At 59.2% G+C, this 22,261-nt stretch carries 17 protein-coding genes; 9 read left to right on the forward strand and 8 right to left on the reverse strand.

Going from position 1 to position 22,261, the window contains the following annotated elements; all coding sequences use genetic code 11:
- Positions 1–8: 8 nt before the first annotated feature.
- Both AB1E33_RS06530 and uxuA read right to left on the reverse strand, forming a co-directional pair.
- Positions 9–1,478, reverse strand: a complete 1,470-nt coding sequence (locus AB1E33_RS06530) for a mannitol dehydrogenase family protein (RefSeq protein ID WP_372576444.1) — start codon at positions 1,476–1,478, stop codon at positions 9–11.
- A complete protein-coding gene (gene uxuA / locus AB1E33_RS06535; RefSeq protein WP_372576445.1) occupies positions 1,475–2,686 on the reverse strand; it encodes a mannonate dehydratase in 1,212 nt (403 codons plus the stop codon). Before uxuA ends, AB1E33_RS06530 begins: the two co-directional genes overlap by 4 nt.
- Before the next feature lie 98 nt (positions 2,687–2,784).
- On the opposite strand from uxuA, the gene AB1E33_RS06540 reads away from it, so the two are divergent.
- The 5 genes from AB1E33_RS06540 to AB1E33_RS06560 all read left to right on the forward strand — a co-directional run bounded on the left by AB1E33_RS06540 (position 2,785) and on the right by AB1E33_RS06560 (position 7,408).
- A complete protein-coding gene (locus tag AB1E33_RS06540; RefSeq protein WP_372576446.1) occupies positions 2,785–3,537 on the forward strand; it encodes a GntR family transcriptional regulator in 753 nt (250 codons plus the stop codon).
- On the forward strand, positions 3,527–4,498 hold the full coding sequence (locus AB1E33_RS06545) for a TRAP transporter substrate-binding protein (protein WP_372576447.1): 972 nt from the start codon (positions 3,527–3,529) through the stop codon (positions 4,496–4,498). The genes AB1E33_RS06540 and AB1E33_RS06545 overlap by 11 nt, the downstream gene beginning before the upstream one ends.
- A 70-nt stretch (positions 4,499–4,568) precedes the next feature.
- Positions 4,569–5,075, forward strand: a complete 507-nt coding sequence (locus AB1E33_RS06550) for a TRAP transporter small permease (protein ID WP_372576448.1) — start codon at positions 4,569–4,571, stop codon at positions 5,073–5,075.
- A gap of 3 nt (positions 5,076–5,078) precedes the next feature.
- Positions 5,079–6,356, forward strand: coding sequence for a TRAP transporter large permease (locus tag AB1E33_RS06555; RefSeq protein ID WP_372576449.1), 1,278 nt, complete (start codon positions 5,079–5,081; stop codon positions 6,354–6,356).
- A gap of 8 nt (positions 6,357–6,364) precedes the next feature.
- Positions 6,365–7,408 (forward strand): L-idonate 5-dehydrogenase, encoded by a 1,044-nt coding sequence (locus AB1E33_RS06560; RefSeq protein ID WP_372576450.1) that lies wholly within the window; start codon positions 6,365–6,367, stop codon positions 7,406–7,408.
- Between the two features lie 258 nt (positions 7,409–7,666).
- On the opposite strand, the gene AB1E33_RS06565 is transcribed toward AB1E33_RS06560, so the two are convergent.
- The 5 genes from AB1E33_RS06565 to pdxR all read right to left on the reverse strand — a co-directional run bounded on the left by AB1E33_RS06565 (position 7,667) and on the right by pdxR (position 14,560).
- A complete protein-coding gene (locus AB1E33_RS06565) occupies positions 7,667–8,602 on the reverse strand; it encodes a phosphotransferase enzyme family protein (RefSeq protein WP_372576451.1) in 936 nt (311 codons plus the stop codon).
- Entirely contained in the window at positions 8,599–9,888 is a 1,290-nt protein-coding gene (locus tag AB1E33_RS06570) for an aspartate aminotransferase family protein (RefSeq protein ID WP_372576452.1), read from the reverse strand. The genes AB1E33_RS06565 and AB1E33_RS06570 overlap by 4 nt, the downstream gene beginning before the upstream one ends.
- Positions 9,889–10,185: 297 nt before the next feature.
- On the reverse strand, positions 10,186–11,670 hold the full coding sequence (locus AB1E33_RS06575; protein WP_372576453.1) for an aldehyde dehydrogenase: 1,485 nt from the start codon (positions 11,668–11,670) through the stop codon (positions 10,186–10,188).
- Between the two features lie 15 nt (positions 11,671–11,685).
- Positions 11,686–12,858 carry an epoxide hydrolase family protein gene (locus AB1E33_RS06580; protein ID WP_372576454.1) on the reverse strand — a complete coding sequence of 391 codons (1,173 nt, stop codon included), beginning with the start codon at positions 12,856–12,858 and terminating at the stop codon, positions 11,686–11,688.
- A 238-nt stretch (positions 12,859–13,096) separates the two neighbouring features.
- Positions 13,097–14,560, reverse strand: a complete 1,464-nt coding sequence (gene pdxR / locus AB1E33_RS06585) for a MocR-like pyridoxine biosynthesis transcription factor PdxR (protein WP_372576455.1) — start codon at positions 14,558–14,560, stop codon at positions 13,097–13,099.
- A 177-nt stretch (positions 14,561–14,737) separates the two neighbouring features.
- Here pdxR and AB1E33_RS06590 point away from each other — a divergent pair, with 177 nt between their 5' ends.
- The 4 genes from AB1E33_RS06590 to AB1E33_RS06605 all read left to right on the forward strand — a co-directional run bounded on the left by AB1E33_RS06590 (position 14,738) and on the right by AB1E33_RS06605 (position 18,204).
- Positions 14,738–15,778, forward strand: a complete 1,041-nt coding sequence (locus AB1E33_RS06590) for a TRAP transporter substrate-binding protein (RefSeq protein WP_372576456.1) — start codon at positions 14,738–14,740, stop codon at positions 15,776–15,778.
- A 105-nt stretch (positions 15,779–15,883) separates the two neighbouring features.
- On the forward strand, positions 15,884–17,173 hold the full coding sequence (locus AB1E33_RS06595; RefSeq protein ID WP_372576457.1) for a TRAP transporter large permease: 1,290 nt from the start codon (positions 15,884–15,886) through the stop codon (positions 17,171–17,173).
- Positions 17,174–17,243: 70 nt separating this feature from the next.
- Positions 17,244–17,801 carry a TRAP transporter small permease gene (locus AB1E33_RS06600; protein WP_372576458.1) on the forward strand — a complete coding sequence of 186 codons (558 nt, stop codon included), beginning with the start codon at positions 17,244–17,246 and terminating at the stop codon, positions 17,799–17,801.
- Positions 17,802–18,036: 235 nt separating this feature from the next.
- Entirely contained in the window at positions 18,037–18,204 is a 168-nt protein-coding gene (locus tag AB1E33_RS06605; RefSeq protein ID WP_372576459.1) for a hypothetical protein, read from the forward strand.
- Between the two features lie 563 nt (positions 18,205–18,767).
- Here the strand turns inward: AB1E33_RS06605 and AB1E33_RS06610 are convergent.
- Positions 18,768–22,253, reverse strand: coding sequence for a DUF6519 domain-containing protein (locus tag AB1E33_RS06610; RefSeq protein ID WP_372576460.1), 3,486 nt, complete (start codon positions 22,251–22,253; stop codon positions 18,768–18,770).
- Positions 22,254–22,261: the final 8 nt, after the last annotated feature.

The following is a 22,261-nucleotide window of genomic DNA, read 5'->3' on the forward strand; positions in this document are numbered from 1 at the left end:
AACACCAATTAATTCCCTGCGGTCATCTTGTGGATCGTGCCTTTGACACCGACTTGCATGAGGTTAGACAGATGGGCCGCGACCGCGTGTTGCCAGGCCGGGCTGTTGCTGAGCGCGGCAGGAAAAAGTCCAGGCAGAACCAATCGGCTTTGTACGACGATCGACGGATCATCGCCAATTGCAGGCCGCGGTAGTTCAGCCGCTCTGGGATCACGGAGGTCATAGGTTTCGCCGCCGTCGGTGGCCCCAAACGTGTAGCGGATCCAGGCCGCCGTCGCGAAAGCGAAGGCGTCTATCGGTTGACCTTTCTCCAGGGCGTCGGCGGCAGGTGCGAAGATGCGCTGCGGCATCTTCTCGGACCCGTCCATGGCAATCAGATAGGTTTCGTGCGCTAGGTGCGGGTTGCGAAAACGGTCCTCCAACTCGGCGGCGTAGCTGGTGAAATCTACGCCGGGTAAGGGATCGAGCGTGGCAGAGGCGGCCAGCAAATGCTCGCGTACGAGCGTTGCAAGATCCGCATCCGCCATCACGTCGCGGACATACCGGTGTCCAGCGAGGAAACCGGCATAGGCCAGCATCGAATGGGTTCCGTTCAACATGCGAAGCTTCATGTCCTCGTAAGGTCGCACATCTGGCACAAAGATCGCGCCGCCTGCTTCCCAGTTCGGGCGCCCGGTTGGAAAGTGATCCTCGATGACCCATTGGCGAAAGGCTTCGGTCTCGATCGCTGCTTCGTCGCACCGACCGATCAATTCTTCGGCCAGCGTCAACGTTTCTTTGGTGCGCGCTGGGGTGATCCTGTCGACCATGGTGGCGGGAAACGCCACATCGCGGGCGATATGGTCGGTCAGATCCGACGCGGTATGTCGCGCGTAGTCCACCAACAGACCGCGCAACAACGGGCCGTTTTCCGGCAGGTTGTCGCAGGAGAGCACCGTGAAAGGTGCAATGCCAGCCGCGCGCCGTTTGCCCAGGGCCCAGACCAGCAGACCGACAAGGCCCTGCGGCGCGTCCGGGTCCGCCAAGTCTGCGGTTATCGCCGGATGCGTGTGATCAATGCCACCAGTCGCCCGGTTGATCCCATAACCTTTTTCGGTGACGGTGATCGAGACGATCCGGGTCTCGGGGGCGGTTAGCGCATTCAGCACCGTGTCACGGTCGGTTTTGAGACAATGCACCCCGGCAAGTGCGCCGATCACGCGGGCCCGGCTGCCTGTGGTACTGCGCTCGATAACGGTGTAGAGCCCGTCCTGCGGGACCAGTTCCGCGGCGGGCGCTTCGCTGCGGAGACTGACACCGACGATGCGCCAGTCACCCCCCTGTGCCGCTAACGCATCATCGGTATACACCGCTTGGTGCGCTTTATGAAACGCGCCAAGGCCGATATGGACAATGCCCGGGCCTTGGGCGTCGCGCCCATAGGCAGGGCGCTGTACGCTGTCCTGCAACCCTTCAAACGTGGTCAGTCTGCTGGTCATTGCGCGGTGGCGCCGTGCTGCAACCCGGCGATGACACCGCGCAACTCTGCCAGGCCCTTGAGGCGTCCGATCGACGGGTAGCCGGGCTGCGCCTTACGACCTAGGTCATCGAGAATGTCCTGCCCGTGGTCGGGGCGGAAGGGGATCGAGCAATCGGACCTGCCATTGGAACGGCGGCGGTTCTCTTCGCGCAGGCACGCGGCAATCAGCGCCACCATGTCGGTATCACCGCCGAGATGTTCGTCCTCAAAGAAAGAACCCCGAATATCGGATGTTTCGCGGGTTACGTTGCGCAGGTGCAGGAAATGCACCCGGTCACCCAGCCGACCCATCATGCCGGGCAAATCGTTGTCGGGTCGCGCGCCAAGCGAACCGGAACACAGGGTGATGCCATTGGCCGTTCGGTCGACGGCCTGCATGACGCTGGTATAGTGTGCCTCGGTCGACATGATCCGGGGCAACCCCAGAAGAGGCACGGGCGGATCATCCGGGTGACAACACAACCGCAGGCCAAGCACTTCGGCGACCGGGACCACTTCTGACAGGAAGTCAACCAGATGGGCGCGCAGCCGGTCCTCACTGATCTGGGCGTATTCGGCAATGTGCTGCATGACATCCTCAAGACTGAAATTCTCGGCCGCGCCGGGCAGGCCAAAAACCACGTTCTTGGCCAGTTGCGCGCGCCGGGCATCGCTCATCCCCGAAAATCGCTCGGTGGCGGCGTCACGCAGGGCCTCGTCGAAATCGTCCTCTGCGCCGGGGCGCGCGAGGATGTGCAGGTCAAAAGCAGCAAAATCCGTCAGGTCAAAGCGCATGCAGGTCGCGCCCGAGGGGCGCCGCCAAGAAAGATCGGTGCGCGTCCAGTCCAGCACCGGCATGAAGTTGTAACAGACCACTTCGATCCCGGCGCCAGCGAGATTGCGCAAGCTCTCCTTGTATGCCTCGATATGTGCGCGCCAGTTCCCCTGCTGCTTCTTGATGTCTTCCGAGACCGGCAGACTCTCCGCCACGTCCCAGGCCAGTCCCGACGGGCTGCCATCCCTCAAACTGCCAATCTCGCGTTGACGCTTTTCGATCTCCTCAGCCGTCCAGACTGCACCGGTGGGCAGATGGTGCAATGCCGAGACGATCCCCTCGACACCGGCCTGCAACGTGTCGTCGATAGACACCATATCTCTGGGTCCGAACCATCGCCAAGTCTGCCTCATCCGGTATCCTCCCGAGTCGCTTGGTTCCTTTTACCATTAAAAGATTTTGCTGACTAGTATGGAAGTATGGTAGATGAATGTAGCGAGGAAACCGAATCATGACAGCGCACGACGTATTTTCCAGCGATCTCGACCCGTCCGCGGCGATCTCTCCGCAGATATACACGCGCCTGCGCGATGCCATCATCCGCAACCGTTTTGCCCCTGGCGACCGGATTTCCGAAAGCGAGATTGCCCGCGCCTGCAACGTCAGCCGCCAACCGGTTCGCGAGGCCTTTATCAAGCTTGCCGGTGAAGGTCTGCTTGCCATCCTGCCCCAGCGCGGCACCATAATATCCAAGATCAACTATACCGCCGTTCTGGATGCGCGTTTCCTGCGCGAGGCGATCGAAGCTGATATAGTCAGCATCCTTGCCGCATATCCCGATACGGCCGTGATCCGCGAATTGCGCGATCAGATCAAAGCCCAGGCTGCCGTGACCCGAACCGAACCTCGTAAATTCATTGAACTGGACGAGCGGTTTCACCGGACCCTGGCCGATGCTGCCGGCAAGCGCGGTGCATGGCGCCTTATAGAGGGGCTGAAGTCGCAGATGGACCGGGTGCGCTTTCTGTCGCTGACCCAATTTCCGGTCAAGAAACTCATCAAACAACATAGCGCGGTCGTAGATCGCGTTGAGATTGGTGACCCGCATGGGGCCAACGCGGCCATCCGAGGTCATCTGCGCGAGATCCTGAGCGACCTGCCGCAGATCCTCGGGGCCAATCCAGACTTTTTCGACATACCGGACGGGGACATCCCGGAACCGGTCAATGCACCTTTCCAAGGAGGAGTGGAAAATGACGTTTAACTGGAAAAACACAGTTGCCGCCGCAACCGTTGCAGCGATGACCGCCGCACCGGCACTGGCGCAGGAGATGACCCTGAAGCTGGGCCACCTCGCGAACGAGGACAATCCGTGGCACCTTGCCTCGGTCAAGTTCGGAGAAGAGCTTGCGGCACTGACCGATGGCCGCATCGTCGTCGAGGTTTTTCCCAACGAGTCGCTCGGAAAGGAAATCGACCTGATCAATGGCATGCAACTGGGGACGGTCGACATGACCATCACTGGCGAAAGCCTGCAAAACTGGGCCCCGATGGCCGCGCTTCTGGCTGTGCCTTATGCCTATAAGTCCATCGACCACATGGATGAGGTTGCATCGGGCGAGGTTGGCGACCAGATCAAGGCCCAGATCATCGAAAAGGCCCAGATCCGGCCGATTGCCCACTTTGCGCGTGGCCCGCGCAACCTGACCTCGAACCGTGCAATCGCCAGCCCTGATGACTTAGACGGTCTGAAAATGCGGGTGCCCAATGTTCCCCTCTTCGTAGACACCTGGCAGGCACTCGGTGCGAATCCCGGTCCGATGGCGTTTTCCGAGGTTTTCACCTCACTTCAGAACGGCACCATCGAAAGCCAGGAAAACCCACTTGCCCTGATCCGTTCGGCCAGCTTCTTTGAAGTGCAAAGCCACGTGAACATGACCGAACATGTACGGTCCTGGATCTATCTGACGATCGCGGAATCCACCTGGAATAAGCTCAGCGAAGAGGATCAGGCCGCTGTTCTGGAGGCCGCTGCGCTTGCTCAGGCTTATGAGCGTGAACTCTTTGACGAGTCCATCGCAGCCGACCGTGCCTTTCTGGAAGAAAAGGGCATGACCTTCGTCGAGGTCGACGGTGCTGCATTTCAAGCTGCAGCCAAGGACGCGGTGCTGATGAACGTCAATGACGAGATCAAGCCGATCGTCGAAGGCCTGTTCTCGGAATAATCCGGGACACATGCATATTCCGGCTCCGCCTCCTTGCGGGGCCGGACCTTCTTCACCGCCGAGGTCCCAAGTGAAACACGCAGACAGGATCATCCACCTGATCACCCGTCTGGCCCAATGGGGCACCGGGCTTTCCTTTGCCCTGCTGATCGCGGCGGTGCTGCTACAGGTGGCAGGCCGTCTGACCGGCCTGGCACCCGTCTGGACCGAGGAACTGACCCGCTATGCGCTGCTGTTCACGGTGGCCTTCGGCGCAGGGTTGGCCTTTCGGTCCGGCGATCTGGTGAATGTCGATGTGGTCTGCGAATCCCTGCCGGGCCGGGCGCCATGGGTCCTGCGATTGATCTCAGCCATCGCCAGCGCGGGGCTGGCGCTCTATCTGCTGCCCCATGCTTGGCGGTATGTATCCATTGGCAAGATGCAGACCTCCCCTGCGCTGGGTGTCCGCATGGATTTCATCCACGCGACGGTCTGGCTGATGCTGGTCTTTATGGCGATCTTCGCCGCCTTGCGTGTGCTTGGCATGGTGACCGGCGCCGAGGACGGCAAGCCGGTCAAAACGGATGAGGATATCTGAGCCATGGAAGTCACCGTCCTCTTTCTTGTCTTCGTCGGCGGGCTTGTCCTTGGCATTCCGGTTGCCGTCACGCTGGGCCTGTCTTCGCTGTCTTATCTTTTGCTCGCAGGATTGCCGCCGGTGGTCATGCCGCAAAAGATGTATGCTGGCATGGATGTCTTTGTCCTGCTGTCCATTCCCGGCTTCATACTTGCCGGAAACCTGATGAACCGCGGTGGCATCACCAATCGCATCATCCGCTTCGCCAATTCGCTGGTGGGCTGGATCAAGGGCGGGCTGGGCCTGACCAACATTGCCGCCTCCATGCTCTTTGGTGGGATCACCGGCACGGCGGTGGCCGACGCGGCATCCATCGGCGGTGTGATGATCCCGGGAATGAAAAAGGCGGGTTATCCGGCCGATTTCTCTGCCGCCATCACTGCGGCTTCCTCTACTGTCGGGCCTATCATTCCACCCTCGGTGCCAATGATCATCGTAGGCGCGCTTTCGGGTATTTCCGTCGGGCAGATGTTCCTGGCCGGGGCCATTCCCGGCATCCTGATGGGGGTGGCGATGATGGTCACGGCCTACCTGATCTCAACCCGAAGGAACTTCCCCCGTCAGGAATGGCAGGGTTTTGGTGAGGTTGCCCGGTCTTTCGGCGGCGCGTTCTGGGCACTGGCAATGACCTTTTTGATCATCTACGGCCTGCTGTCCGGCCTTGCCACGCCCACCGAAACCGCTGTCGTCGCCTCGGTCTACGCGTTTCTCGTCGGTGCCTTCATCTATCGCGAACTCCCCATTGCCAAGCTGCCCGGCATTCTCGTGGAGAGCGCGACCTCGGCTGCAGGCATTCTTGCGCTGGTGGGTTTCGCCAACGTTTTCGGCTGGATTCTCGTCTCCGAGCGGATTCCGCAGGCGATTGCCGATGGCGTGCTGTCCCTGACCGACAACCGCATTCTGGTGATCCTGCTGATCAACCTGCTGCTGCTCTTTGTCGGCATGTTCATGGAGACGATCGCCGCGCTGATCATCCTTTTTGTGCCGCTCCTGTCATTGGCGCAGGCGGTCGGGATCGAGCCGCTGCATTTCGCCACCTTTGCGGTGCTCAACCTGATGATCGGGCTCACCACTCCTCCGGTCGGCGTCTGCCTGTTTGTCTGCGCTGGGATCGCCCGTCTTCCTCTGGCGCCCGTGGTGGTTGCTATCCTGCCTTTCCTGCTGACCAATATCGTGGTGCTGCTTCTGGTGTCCTATATCCCTGCGCTGGCGACCTGGCTGCCGTCCCTTCTGACCAAGTGAGGTCCCGCATGAAAACCCGAGTCTGTCGCCTGTATGGTCAAAACGACCTTCGCATCGAAACTGACGAGCTGCCTTCCCCTGGTGCGGGCGAGGTTCTGCTGGCCATTGCCTCGGGTGGTATCTGCGGGTCGGATATGCACTACCTAACGGATGGCGGCATCGGCACGATCCGGGTGCGCGAACCAATCATTCTCGGTCACGAAGCCTCTGGCTGGGTCATGGCGGTTGGCCAGGGCGTGACCGATCTGGCCACGGGGGATGCGGTGGCGATCAATCCCAGCCGTCCCTGCGGGGAATGCCGGTATTGCGCCGAGGGTCTGGTGATGCATTGCCTCAACATGCGCTTCAACGGTTCCGCCATGCGTCTGCCCCATGAACAGGGCCTGTTCCGTGACCGGATCGTGGTGCAGCAGGCGCAATGCGTCAAACTTCCCGAAAACGCGGATCTGGGTGCAGTGGCCTGCGCCGAGCCGCTGGCGGTCTGCCTGCATGCCGCGAAGATGGCTGGAGAGATCGCCGGCAAGCGCGTGCTGGTCACCGGTGCGGGTCCCATCGGTATCCTCTGCGCCGCAGCTGCGGCAGAGGCGGGCGCCGCAGAGGTCGTCGTGACCGACTTGCAGGACGCGGTGTTAGAGGTGGCACGCAGGATGGGCGCGACCCGCACGATCAACGTCTCAACGGACGGCGCCGAAATGGATCGCTACGCCGAGGAGAAGGGATATTTTCATCTCGCTTTCGAGTGCTCTGCCGCTGCTCCCGCGATAAAATCCGCCATTGCCGCGCTTCGACCCCGGGGCGTTCTGGTGCAGGTGGGCGTTACCGGCGAAACTGCGATGCCGCTCAATGCCCTCGTCGCCAAAGAGATCTGCGTGCAGGGCACGCACCGCTTCCACGAAGAATTCGCACAGGCTGTCGAGGCGATCACCTCGGGTCGGATCGACCCCCGCCCGATCATCACCGGCCGCTACCCGCTGGAGGACGCAGCGGCTGCCTTTGAAGCGGCGTCCGACCGGTCACGATCTGTCAAGGTGCACCTGCAGTTCGATCTCTGATCGGCTTTATGGATGCGCTGAACGCAGCTTGACGATTGGATTTGCATCGTTTGTCGAGCGTTCAGGAACAAGAGAACCGGAACGCGACGACGCCACCGCACAAAGGCCTTTGAGGGAATATGACACCATCTAGGCGTCTACATTTGAGTGATGCAGGGGCGTATGCCATTGTCTTTCAAGGCATCGCGAAACCAGTCGGCATTTTGACTCCGGCGGTTTCTTTGTAAGATCACGTATTGCACGCGAGGCCTCTTCGGTTCAGGTCTTGAGAAAACCCTCGGCCAAGGATCGTGCACTCGATACAAAGCGCGCGTTGCGGATGTCGGAACCCTCTTCATGCAAACGGGTGATGATCCAGCCCACATAGGTCAGCGAACGCAGCATAAGGAACAGGTCCAGAGCGTCGGAGCCAAGCGGACGCTGACTCGCATACCCTTCGAGCAAGGCTGCTCGAAGATCGGGATAGTCGGGTTCCCGCTGGTTCTTCAGGAGCGTCGTCGCAAGATCGAAGAGACGGAAGCCGAAGCCTGAATCATCGAAATCGATCAGCTGTAGCTTGTCGCCATCCACCAAGACGTTCTCCCGCACAAGATCAGCGTGGATCAATCCGTAGTCCAATTCGGTTTCCAACTGCTTCAACATTTCATTGGCCTGTGCGCGAACCTCAAGGAACAGCGTCCGGTCTTCGGTTGTCAGGGTTGGATTGTCCCAGAAGCGACCCCAGACTGGCGCTTCGCCAAGCAACCCTTCGCGATCCCACTTACAGCGTTCAAAACCATTGGGAATGACCCAGGCGCTAGAGATATTGTGGAGCTTGGCCATCTCGCGGCCAATCGCGTGGAACAGCCCCCGACGGTCGCCGGTTTCCAAGGGTTCGCCGGTTCGGCCAACCGGATTGCCTGCCAGCCAGGTCAAAACGTCGATCTGAATGTCGTCGACGACATGAAGAAAGGCACGCGACTTGGACTTCACCGGGGCTGGGACATGCAATCCGCCATTGGCCGCGGCATTCATCCATTGTAATTCGGACCAGATTTCACGGTCGGTACGGTACCCTTGTCGGTGCAGGCGCAAGGCAAAGGCATTTCCACCATGGTCCACGCGGAAGACATGGTTTTCGCGGGCTGCAATCAGATGATGCTCTGCGTTTTCCATGCCCCACAGAACCAGGGCCTTTTCGACGGAACGGCTCATTGTGCCAGCGGGGTTTGCGCCAGAACGTCGTCGAGCGTATCGAAAAGCAGGTCAGCGTTTTCAATGGTGAACGGCATGGGCGGGCGTATTTTCAACGTGTTCTTGTGTCGACCGAGCTTTGAATGGAGGATCCCCCGCTTGCGCATGGCGTTGATTACGCGATCGGTGAATTCACTTGCCGGCTCTTTGGATTCGCGGTCCAGCACCAACTCGGCGCCGAACACCATGCCCGATCCGCGCACGTCGCCAATGAAGTCATAATCGTCTTTCATCTTCGCAAGACGTGCCCGTGCGTGATCACCAACGGCCTTGGCATTGGCCATCAGTTTCTTGTCTTCCATCTCTTCCAGAACTGCCATGGCGGCCGCTGCAGAGACCGGGTTGCCACCAAATGTGTTGAAATAGCTGAACCCCGACCGGAACGCCTTCATTGTGTCTGCATTCGTGACAAGCCCTCCGACAGGGTGGCCGTTGGCCATGGGTTTGCCCAAAGTCACGATATCAGGGACGACGCCCATTTTCTGGTGCGCCCAGAAATGTGTACCGGTCCGGCCAAAGCCCGACTGCACCTCATCGCAAATCAGCAACCCGCCAGCTTTGCGAACGACCTCGGCGACCGGTTTCAGCCAGTCGTCGGTCATGATCGGGAACCCTTCGTTCAGTAAGAACGGGCAGATTACCAGAGCCGCGAAACCGGTTCCGGACTTTTCGTGCTCTTCGATCTGCTCGGCAACCGCATCGGCGAATTTCGTGCCGTCGGGATCCGGTTTGCGGTAGCTATCCGGTGCTTCGGCAAAGCGGAAGAACCGGTCGAGACCGAAACCGACAGAAGGAATGTTTGACCGGCTCAACTGGCTGACCAGAGCGGTGTTTCCATGATAAGTTGCGTCGGTAGCGACGATACCGCGCTTGCCGGTAACGGCTTCGGCCATGCGCAGCGCGACGTCGTTGGCCTCGGACCCGGTACAGGTCATGATCGCAGTGTCCAGTGACACACCCATCGTTCCGGTCAGGCGTTCCACATAATCGAGTATGCCGTCATGCAGGTACCTGGTGTGCGTATTGAGCGTCTTGGTCTGGCGGCAAATCGCCTCGACCACGCGCTCGTTGCAATGTCCCACATGCGGAACGTTGTTGTAGCAATCCAGATATTTGCGCCCATCTGCGTCCCAAAGCCAGACACCGTCACCTTTCACGACGTGAACGGGATCGTCATAGAAGGTGGAAACATTTGGCCCCAGAAGGCGGGAGCGATCAGACACAAGCTGAGCGATGTTTCGGTTCATCTGTTTTCCTTGATCCGGAGTCGGCTAGATTTGGACCCTCAAGACCGTGCTCCGATCCAGGCCCAATCTGCTGATCGGAGCTTTTCATTTTAGCGCCAGTTGGGGGCGGTGCCAATCGCAGAGATGTGTCCAGTTCGGCAGGTCGGCGCGCGCATAAGTTAATTCTCGGAAATCGCCTGCAAAATAGAAGAAGGGTACTAGGCTGGCAGCATTGATCATGCTTTTCGAAGGCACCTGAGATCACTCTGACCCGAAGACATCAAGGCGTGTTTGCTGTGCTGCCGGTTCTTTCGAGGCTCAGCTACAGATCCAGATCGTCTTGGTCTGCATATATTGCGACAGCGCCTCGATGCCCATGTCGCGGGCCAGGGAACCGGACTGCTTGTAGCCGCCGAACGGTGTCTTGATGTCCCCTTCCGAGTAGCCGTTGACCGATACCGTACCGCAGGGCAAGGCACGGGCCATGTGGATCGCGCGATCAATGTCGCGAGTAAAGACGGAGGCGTGCAGGCCGTATTCTGTGTCACAGGCGACGGCCAGCGCCTCTTCGCTGGATTGAACGGGCATGATGCCCAGAACAGGGCCAAAGATCTCTTCGCGGGCGATTTTCATGTTGGGCGTCACGTTCTGAAAGACCGTCGGCTCAATGAAAAACCCGGGCAGGTCACTGTTACCGCCAATGACCATCTTTGCCCCGTCATCCAACCCACTCTGGATGTAGTCCATGACCATCGTTTTGTGGTCCTTGGTAATCATCGATCCGATTTCGGTGGCCGGGTCCAGCGGGTCACCCAGCTTGAATGATTTCACCCGCTCTACGATCCGCCCGGTGAACTCTTCGACCAGCGGCGCCGCAATCAACTGCCGCATGTTGGCCGAACAGTTCTGGCCTCCGTTCCAGAAGGCTGCCATGGCTGCGTGATCGATCAGTTCGTCATTGATCGCCGCATCGTCCAATACGATGAAGGGGCTCTTGCCGCCAAGTTCCAACCCAACCGCCTTGAGATTGCTGTCACCGGCGTAGCGCAGAAACATCCGCCCCACTTCGGTAGAACCGGTGAAGGATACCGTATCGATGTCGCCATGCAAACCGATTGCCTGGCCTGCCGTGTGACCAAAGCCGGGAACCACGTTGAGCACGCCATCGGGCACCCCGGCCTGATGGATCAGTTCGGCCAGGCGCAGGGTAGACAGTGGGGTCTGTTCAGCCGGTTTGACGACGGCCGAGCACCCCGATGCCAGCGCCGGGGCGATCTTGAAGGCCGCCATCAGCAGTGGAAAATTCCACGGTAGAATGGCCCCCGCAACCCCAATAGGTTCCTGCACCACCAGCCCAAGTGCGCTGGGTCCGGTTGCTGCTACCTTGCCGAAGGTCTTGTCGATCAGTTCCGCATACCACTGGAAGAAATTCGGAACTTCGGTACCGATTTCATGCAGGCAATCGGTGATGGTCTTACCCGTGTCAAGACTCTCGAGAAGCGCCAATTCATGGGTATGCTCACGCACCAGCGCGGCGACTTTCAGCAGGACATCCTTGCGATGTTCCGGTTCCGCCCGCGACCAGGAACCTTCGTTGAAGGCACGGCGCGCAGCGGCAACCGCGCGGTCAACATCGGCGAGTTTGCAATGTGCAACATTCACCAGAATCTCGCCCGTTGCCGGGTTGGTGGTTTCGAATGTTTCATCATCCAGGGCGTCTCGATAGGCGCCGTCGATGAAGGCCTGCCCGGTGGGGGTCAGACCATGGGCAAGGGTCTGAAATTCTGCATGCGAAAATGTCATCGGGGTCTCCGTGTCCTAGCGACGCAGGGTACGTGCGAACTTGCGAATGTCGTTGAGCAGCAATTCCGGCTCTTCCATCGCGGCGAAATGGCCACCGCGTGGCATCTCGGTCCAATGCTGAATATTGTAGATACGGTCGGCATAGGTTCTTGGTGGCCAGTTCAGCATTTCCGCCGGGAAGACGGCGCAGCCGGTGGGCACTTCTACGCGGTGACCGTCGGGCGACAGAACGCGCCCGCCTTCTTCACGGCGGCCATAGTAGATCCACGACGCCGAGTTGAAGGTTCGGGTCGTGACATAGATCATGATGTTGGTCAGCAACTCGTCCTTGGAATGCGAACTTTCGATGTCTCCGGTTTCGACATCCGACCAGTCGTGGAACTTTTCGACCAGCCAGGCGGCGATCCCGACCGGACTGTCCATCATCGCATAGCTGAGCGTCTGCGGGCGGGTGGCCTGCTGGGTGCGATAGCCGTTCTGCATGATCTGGTCACTGTCGAACTGCGCTTCCCAATTGACCTCTTCGGGGGTCTGCGGACCATCGGGGTGGCGCATGGTCAACACGTTGATATGGATGGCCGAGCAAGCCGGCGCATGATCGAAACCAAGCCAGGAGCAAACCGCTCCGCCCCAGTCCCCGCCCTGCGCAAGATAGCTGTCGATCCCTAGCGTGTCGGTCATCAGCGTATTGACGACACGGGCCATTCTCCGCGGACCATATGGCCGTGGAGGGCGGCCGGAGAAGCCGAAGCCCGGCAGCGATGGCGCCACGACGGTAAAGGCGTCTCTGACATCTCCGCCAAAGCGTTCGGGATGGGCCAGCGGCTCGATCAGGTCAAGGAATTCCACCACGGACCCTGGCCAGCCGTGGCTGATCATCAGGGGCATCGGGTTGTCACCACTGCCCTGCTCATGGATGAAATGCAGGTCGATACCGTCAACCGGAGCCTTGTAGTTGGTGAAACTGTTGATCCGCGCCTCCTGGGCGCGCCAGTCGAATTCATCGACCCAATAAGTGCAAAGCTCTTTGAGGTAATCGATGTTGGCGCCATAGTCCCACCCGCCGTCGTCAGGCATATAGTGCCAGGGGTAATTTGCGACCCGTTCCCGTATGTTCTCGAGAATGTCGTCAGGGACGTGATAGCTGTAGGGCGACACGAGCGGGCTGCGGAATGAGAGATCTGTCAATTTGCCAAATCCTTGTTCTGAATAGCGATGCGACAAGGCAGACAGCCGGGCATCTTGTACTACTGATAACTGGATTGGGTTTCGTTGGACGAGAGACAGGCTGGCGCTTTCGAAAGGACAGTTGTTTTGTTTGTCCGCGCAAAACCTCGTGTCTGCCCTTGTAGGCGCGGCAGAAATTGCACAAGTGACCGGCCCCTGTCGCGTCGGGCTGGTATAGGCAGACAAATTGGAAAGGACGTTACATCATCGCCCGGACTTCTTCGGCAATCACTTGCAGCCCGGCATCCATGTTGGCGACCGGGACATACGCAAATCCAAGCCTGAAACTTCGCCTGTCGTTGTAGTTCAAATAATAGTCCTGCCCCCGATCCACCAAAACACCCCTGCTGCGCAAGCGACCGGCAAGCTCGGTGGCGTCGAAACCTACTGGCCCCGACAGCCAGAACGAGGTGCCGCCTTCGGATTGAGTGTGCTGCAGCATCCCCAGATGTCTGGTCAATGCGGAATTCATCGCGTGCCAGCGTTTCTTGTAGCGCCGTTCGATGTTGCGGAGGTGGGCGTCGTAGTGGCCCAACTGAAAAAACAGCGCGACGATCTCCTGTACGATTGTCGGCGGGTGGCGCATCATCACGCCACGGGCAACCCGCGCCTCGCGGATGATGTCCCGATGCGCCACGATAAACCCGATGCGAATGCCGGGAGAGACAGTTTTTGAAAGACTGCCGACATAGATGACCCGCGCTCTGTCATCTATGGAATGCAGCGACGGCGAGGATTTCGCGACATAATTCATTTCCGCTTCGTAGTCGTCTTCGATGATCAGAAAGTCTTTTTCCTCGGCGACCTCGATCAGCTCTTCGCGTCTGAACTGGCTCATTGTCACCATGGTCGGAAACTGGTGGCTGGGTGTCGTGAACACCAGCTTGCAGCCTGTCGGAATGGCAGACGGTATCAGCCCGTCATCGTCGATCGGCACTCCGACAAGCTCGTTGCCGGATAGACGAAACGCGTTTCGCGCCCCAAAGAATCCGGGATCCTCTAACGCGATGGGTTTGCGGTTCTGAGAGAATATCGTGCCCAATATGAACAGCGCATTCTGAGAGCCAAGTGTGATCAGTATCTCGTCTTCTTCCGCATATATGCCGCGGGTGTTCAGCAATCTCTGGCGCAGTTGCTGCACCAGTTGTCGGCTGTCGCTTTCGACGGAATCGCTAGCCCAGACCGGCATATGCTTGCGCCCCAGCGCCTGACGTGTGCATTCGCGCCAGCCATCGACCGGGAAAAGATCGGGGTCTATCTGGTTGTAGATGAACGGATAGGGATAGGTGTGCCAATCCAGCGGATTGACCACTGGCATGAGCTCGTTTTCCCGAAAACTGACGGGGCAAGTGACTGAGCTGGCTGCGGTCACGGCCTCGCTTTCGACGGCTTGCTGCAGGGCGGCCATTTCCGGATTAACGAAATAGCCTGACCGATCACGCGAAACCAGAAGCTCCAGATCGACAAGACGGTTATACGCCGCGAAAACGGTATTGCGGGATACCCCGAGTTGTTCGGCCAGTTCACGGCAGGACGGCAAGGGACGATCAACCGCAAGAGATTGGGATGTGATGGCCGCGCTGACGGATTCACAAATCTGATCGCGCAGGCTCAGATTGGAGTTTTCGGGCAGTTTGGCAAAACGCGGTGCGGCCGTACTCAACTGGTTCCCCTTCGTTTTCGCATCTCTGTCCACCTGTGAATGCTACTCTGTTTTGCCCTTTTTCCGCAGCCCGTTTTCTGCCTGTCCTCTCCTTTCAACCGATCTGTCACTTTCCATGAATGCTGACGGCTTCGATGATTGAGGCAAGCAAAATGATGTCGAAGGGAGATCAATCCGATGAAGATCACGTCCATTGGGAAGGCGCTGTGCATTGCGTCTGTCGCGGCGCTGTTCGCGCAATCAGCAAACGCTGAAACGGTTCTTAAACTGGGCACGGTAGGCCGTCTGGGCATGCCGATTGGCGATGCCATTGACCAGGCGCTGATCCCGACACTCACCGAAGTGTCCGGTGGCGAGATGAGCATCGAGCCTCACTATCGTGGCTCGCTATGTGGCGAGCAGACCTGCGGTGAACAGGCCAACCAGGGGCTGTTGCAACTCTGGACCAGCTCCACCGCGAACTTTGGCAATTTCGGAACCTCTCTGTCGATTTTCGACCTGCCTTATATCTTCAAGAGCATCGAGGATGCAGATCGCATCTCCTCGGAATGGCTGGGCAAAAAGCAATGTGAAATTGCCGCCGAAGAGGCTGGCCACGTCTGCCTGACAGTTTATTCCAGCGGTGGTTTCCGCCAGCTCGGCAACGCCCTTCGCCCGGTCCATGTTCCTTCGGACATGGAAGGCATCAAGTGGCGCGTCACCAAAAGCCCGATCGAATATACCCTGATCAAAAACTGGGGTGCCGTGCCGGTTCCCTATGACTGGACCCAGCTTTATCAGGGTCTGCAGACAGGCGTTGTGTCGGGACAGTATGTTGCTACCCCCTGGCAAGAGATCGCAAAGCTGCACGAAGTTGCAAAATACTACACTCAGATCGGTGGGTCGTGGTCCGGCAACCAGCTGTCCATGGACAAACGCCAGTATGACGCTTTGACCGACCAGGAACGTGAATGGCTGCATGCGGCGGCCGATGCCTTTGGCCAGCGCGTTCAAGAGCTTGATCGTCAGTGGGTTGCGGATGGTGAGGAAGCGATCAAGGCCGAGATCGAGGAATGGTACGTACCCAACGAGGAAGAGCTGGCGCAATGGCGCGCTGGCGCAATCGACGCCTGGATCAACGCAAAAGGTACCTTCGATCCGGAAACGGCAACCCGCGTGCTTGAAGAGCAGGGCATGAGCGACTTCGTCGAGCAGCTCAAACAGGCCGGTGCGCTGTAACCCACGCATTGCACCGGAACAAGATGGGCGGTGCGGACTCCAATCCCGCGCCGTCCACATACTCCTAAAGAACCCCGTTCTCCCAGCTGTAAGTGGAAAGCACTCATGGAAAGTATCCTTCTCCTGATCATCCTCGTGCTGCTGATCATGCTGGGTGCGCCGGTTGGGTTTACACTGATCCTGATTCCGGTCGTCTACATCCTGATCACCGATGCCGCCCCGATGATCCTGATCCCCAGCCAGATGTTCAGCGCCATCGACTCAGTACCACTGACGGCAATTCCGTTTTTCATGCTGACCGGAGAACTTATGACCAGCGCCACCATCACCGACAGGTTAGTGGAACTGAGCCAACGCCTGATCGGCCGGATGCGCGGCAGCATGGCCCAGGCGAATGTGCTGGTCAGCATGTTTTTTGCCGGAATGAACGGATCGGTCGTTGCAGACACCGCAACCGTCGGGTCGTTGCTGGTGCCCGCCATGAAGCGGGCGGGCTATCCTTCTGCCTTTGCCGCAGCGATCACTGCAGTCAGTTCCACCATCGGCGGGATTATCCCGCCATCGATCATGATGATCGTGCTGGCAAATGCTGGTGGTATTTCGGTCGGCGCCTTGTTTGCCGGCGGCATCGTACCCGGCATCATGATCGGTGGGCTGCTGATGGCGATCAACCACGTCATCGCAAAGCGCAACAATTTCGAGCGCAGCGAAGAACCTTTCAGCCTGAAGGCCATTGCAATTGTCGGCTACAAATCTTCTTTCGCGCTGCTCATTCCGGCGGTGTTGGTGGGTTCGGTCGTGTTTGGCATCGCCGGCGTTGTCGAAGCAGGTGCATTGACGGCCACCATCGCGCTGTTCGTCGGGCTGTTCGTGTATCGCACCATCAACTGGGACAATTGCAAGGGCGCCTTCGTCCGGGCCTTTCGGAACTCGGCCATGGTGTTCATCATCATCGCAGCGGCGGGTCCGTTCGGCTGGCTTCTGACCTCAATGGGGGCAATCAACCAGCTTGAGCAATGGCTGCTGAGCTACGCTTACAATCCACTTTTATTCGCACTGGTGCTGGTGCTCTTCATCTTCCTGCTGGGAATGGTAATGGATTCAGCGGCCAACATCATTGTTGTCGGTCCGGTCCTGATCGATGTCATGGTGAAGGCGGGCTATGCGGACGTTCAGGCTGCATTGGTTGTGGTTGTCGGGTTCCTGATCGGCTCTGTCACGCCACCGGTTGGCGTTGCCTTCTTTACCGCGGGCGCCATCGCAAATGTCAGACTGGAGAAAGTCGCTCTGGCCATGGTCCCCTATCTGGCCGCCCTGTTTGTCCTGCTATTCGTGCTGATCCTCGTACCCGGCTTTACGATGTACCTGCCCCAGGTATTGGGGTTCGTGAAATGACGAAGGCTTCGTTTCACCGCCGCCAACACGCTCTGGCCGGCGCAACCGTCCTAGATGGGAGAGTTTTCAGATGATCGGAATTGTCAAATTCATCGATACTGCCGTCAGCAAAATCCTGACTGCATTCTGTGCTGTCCTTTTGCTGCTGATGGTTGCTTTTACAGTGTATTCGGTCGTGATGCGCTATGTGTTTGAAAACCCGCCGGTATGGGGCGACCTTCTGACGGTTCTCAGCAATATCTGGCTGGTTTTCCTCGCCCTGGCCCTGACGGTCCGGGACAAGGATCACATTGCGCTGCATCTGATCTACTCTTGGCTTCCGCTTGGCTTGGCCTTCGCGCTTGAGCAGTTCTGGTCTCTGGTCATTTTTGGGCTTGGCGTCGTGATGATCATCTATGGGATAGAGGCAGTCTCCACCATGGGCGGCAAATACTGGGAGATGTGGTATTTTGCCTGGGAAGACGGCACGTTGGTCTTCAAGCCGAATTACATGCCCAAGAAATACGCAATCGCGATTGTCCCGATATCGGGGTTCCTCGTTTGCATCGGAGCCCTGGCATCAGTTCTGGAAGTCAGTTTGCGGCTGAAGGCGGGCACCTACGAGCGCGCCCAGGAAGCAGAAGTTTAGGCAGAGGCGAAACAGCATGATCAACCCCACTTAATTGCCTCGGCTCGAGTGTTGGTGCTTGCCCTCTCGGCAGATCTCTTGGCCCGCGTGATAGTTTTTGAGATCGCTCTGCGGCCACAAGTAATTTGCGGCGCACTCTATGCTGTCCTACCTTCGCGTTGCGCTCGGTCTACGCGATGTTGAGGACCTGCTCGTCGAACGAGACCCATCTTGGGCTACCAAATGATCCGCCCAGATGTCAGAAAATTCGGAACTCAGATTGCAAAACGCACCATCAAAAACGACGGCGGGCGAATTTGCGGGGATCACCGAACCACTGATTTTGGATGCGGTCATTTCCGATGATGATGCTGTAGGTGCCACACAATTTCAATGCCAAGGTCAGGCAAGTTTGGATCGATGAAACACCGCCGCCGGGCGCGTTTGTCGGTCGACTGCGGGGTCCAGACCATCTCAGGATCAAACCAGATCGAAAGCGCAAGTTCCTCGCGCTTCAACATACCTGCCTGGTTGGAAACCTCAGACCCTAAAATGAAGAAGCGAGCCGTGATCCGCCTCGCTTCAAAACTCCAACGGGGACTCGAACCCCTTCAACTGCAAACCAAACGACAGAGCCGATAAAGCCTAACAGAAAAGCACCGTGCATCCGTGTCAAAGTCTTCGAAATTCTAGCATGAGAGGCGATTCGCGCCAAGCCCGCCAACTGATCATTTCGCCCGCTTACGCGTCTGATCGCAGCGATTGTTTCACAGACGCCCCTTCCATTTGCCCATGGAACATTTCCAAATACCTGAAACGCTTTTGAGGCCTTTCACCAGAAAGGCTCAATCGCAAACAGTGCTACTCAGGTTCCTCAATTTTTTGTTCGGGTGTTATAGAAAACCTGGAGGGAAAGGAGGCGGCAGGCGGACTGGCGCAACGCTCCCTGAGGCCCATCGCGCCAGCGATCCAATCCCGCCATCGGTCTCACCGCTTGTTATTGCGCAGCACCATAGCGCTCGGGGCTACAATACCTGGATTGCTCCCCAACGACCAATTGTCCGCCGCAAGCCATTGCACCTGCGAAGACATTTCCGTTGGCCCCGTATGTGTCATGCGCAGGCAGGTGGTCGAACCGTTCAAGTCGACAAGATTGTCTTTGAACATCACGAAATCCCCGAACCGCCCGTAAAGGCGCACGCCCTCATAATAACGCGCCCGCCCGTCCCGTCCGCTCGCCCAGCGGATCTGGTTCCCGTCAAACCGCAACCGCGCAGCATTGCCCACGAAGACCCCAAAAGCGCCTGCGAATTGCTCTACCGGCCGACGAAGGAAGATCTCGTTGTCCCGCACCGTGATCGAACCCGCCGTATCAAAGCTCTGCCGTGTTGCGTCGGAGTGGCTCAGCCCCACCTGCAGTCCGATTCCGCAGCCCTCGATCCGGTTGCCCGAGATATCGGCTGAACCCAGCGTTCGCCCACCGATCACTATCCCTTGATAGGCCGTTGGCTGCACGTTTTGCGCCAGCGCCGTGAACCAAGTCGCCGCCGAGGCAAAGCGATTGCGGAAGGTTGCGTCCCGGATGATCCGGTCCGCCGTTGCACGCGCATATAGCAAAAGATCTCGATCCGTACGTAACGGACCCGGTGGCGCCGCGCGCGCCATGGCCTGCCAGTCCCGATCGCTTATAGGGCTGTCAAAGGTCACCCGTCGGTTATCCTGCACCAAAGAAGTATTGCGTTGGTCGTCGCCCGCGTCAAAGCGTTGCACCGTAACCGGCGCCCGGATCAGCAGATTCGTGATGACCTGCGTTTCAAGCCGCCGGAATGCGCTGTCGCCGATCCCTTCGCGTAGACTGGTTAACTGCGCTTCATAACTCGGCAGGCGCGAAGAATCCTGCGTGGCTTCACCCACAAGACGCATCACATAGCTTTGGAATGCATCCGGGTTCGAGGATTGCGCCTCGGTCGGCGGGTTCGCATCCATCAGCGCCTGCCATTCCCCCTGCGGCACGGATGAGGGGATAAAGGCCGTAAAAGCTCCGGAACGCAGAGTCCGCGTGCCCACTGTCGGCGACTGACTCTCCAAATTGGGCTGCGCCACAAGCTCCGCAACCAGAGACGCCCGCCGCACCGGATTGGCAAGCAACCGGTCGAGTGTCAGGCCACGTGGGCGGGCACCCACCACCAGATCATTGTCCCGGATGCGCAGCCGGGCCGCATCGGTGATCAGCATGCCCACTTGCCCATATCCTGTCGTCAGCCGATTCCCCGTCACCCGGACCGAGCGCAGGGGCGTTGGCCGCCGGTTCTGGTCGAAATCGCGCGGGCGTATAGTGAGGCAGGTCCGTTCCCGCTCGGCACTCGCACCGCAAAATAGAGCCGTATCGGCAACCAGAACATCTGGGCAACCAGTGACCGTAACCGTCCCGCCCAGATGGCGCACATGGCCCACCGCATCGCCCCCATCCGGTGTCGACACGCTCAGTTCGCGCAGGCTGAAACTGTCGCAATCGATCGCCTCGATGGCCCGTTCCGCACGCGTCACGACGATCTGCGTGCCAGCTCCGCAGCCCGAGATCTCTATATGCCCGTTGCCTCGCAATTCCACCGTCCGGTTCGCCGTGTAACGCCCGCGCTGGAAGCAGATATGCGCATCCTCGCCCGCCTGCAGGCCTTCTAAAAGGGCCACCCAGTCCATGTCAGGCGTCACGATATAGGTTGCGCAGCCCCCCTGCTGAATCTGACAGAGCAATTCGATGGCCGCTTGCACGTTCTGCGTACCGGCCAACGGCGGACAATTCGCCGGATCAAAAGAGACCTCGTCCGCCGTGCTGAGCGTGGCACTGAAACTTATTGGCAGATGCCGCCTGTCTCCGCCGGGATCGAGCAGATCCACTTCGACCCGCTGCGCGCGGGTGGCTCCGTCGAGACGCCAGTCGACGCTGGCCACGCCAGCGGCGTCGGTAAGGGCCACAAGCGATGTCGCACCGCCCGAAAGTTGCCCGTTACCCTCGACCACCGTGAAGCGCACGCGGCGCCCAGGCAGAGGGGTTGAGCCGCGCGAAACTCCAACCCGCAAAGGCTGATCGAGCGGCACGAGGTTGGTCGCATCGCTCGGGTCGGGCGCGGCCTCCTGCCCGTCGCCTCCCAGCATGTCCATGCTGACAAGGCCGGTTAGCGGCGGAAACTGCGGGCGGCAATCGGAAACCAGCGACCAGACCCCGTCATTCTGCACTACGGCTAGCTTGCAATAGGCGTGATGGATGCCCTGGGCCGGCAAGCGCAGGGGTTGGTTCGTATTCGGGTCACGCGGCCATTCAATGTCGTTTGTCTCGTATCGCGCAGGGATCATCACGTAGTCGCCCAAGCCATATTCCGTACCGGCCTCGAACCCGATCTCGACCCCGTCTTCAAGCACGAGATAGCCCTGGTTCCCGCCCGGCACTGTCACCGTCTGGGCTCCGTCACTGTCCCAGCGGCGAATGATCGGGTTGGCTCCGAAACTCGCAATGTCCACCGGCCCGTCTGCAGTTGCGATATTGATGATCAAGAGATTGTCCTGCGCGTTGGCCAGTTGCACCAGCGTGCCCGGCAGGCCCTGCAAGACGCGGTCATCGTCGATCAGCTCGACCCAATCTCCGGGTCCAAAGCCCCGCGCGCGATCCCGCCCGATACTGTCTACTGTCAGGTTGGCCCCGCTGCTCGACAGCCAACGTGTCGCCACCGAACCATTTTCGCGCGACCACTTGAATGTGGCTGTGCCCACCGGACCTGGCTGATGAATTTCAACCCGATAGGTCTGGTTCGTGACGCGGCGATAGCCTGCGCCCGCCTCGACCACGCAGGGCCCACCCGCATTGAGCGATGGTTGCGCCCGCGCACGGAAGGTGCCTGTGGACTCGGCGGTCAGATCCAACCAAGCTTGTGGTTCGCTTTCACAATGCACAGCGTCGCCGAGCGGTCCGGCCTGAACAAGCCGCACTTGCCAGATGGTCCGCGTCACACCGGTCGTGTCGGCGCCGCCAAGGGCGGGCTCAAGAATTTCGGGCTCCTGCAGGGGCGTCACAAGGCGCGTCCAGCGGTCGAGCACAGCAATATAAAGCCCATCGGGCGCTGCATTCAGCGTGACATCCGTCCCATTGGCCAGTCGCACAATAGGCGCATCGGTGGGCATATGCGGCTGCGCCTCAAGCGACACGACCTCGCTGTTTTCGCAAAGGACTCCATGCACGTAATAGGCACCCGCACCGGCACCCAGCCCCGCCCCAAGGGGCGCTATGGCAAAACCCGCCTCGTCCTCGGGCGCGCCACAGGGACCGACGATGTGGGTGGTTCGGCGCTGGCGCAGATAATCAGTGATCGCCCATTGCTTGTTCAGGTCCTGGTCCAGAACGAGCCGGCCCTGGAAGGTCAAGACCCCCCGGTCGCCCGAGGACGCATCAAAGGTCCATCTGCTGAAATCACCGTGCATGGCGGCTC

The sequence above is a fragment of the Ruegeria hyattellae genome, assembly GCF_041537925.1.
In the GTDB taxonomy this organism is placed as follows: domain Bacteria; phylum Pseudomonadota; class Alphaproteobacteria; order Rhodobacterales; family Rhodobacteraceae; genus Ruegeria_C.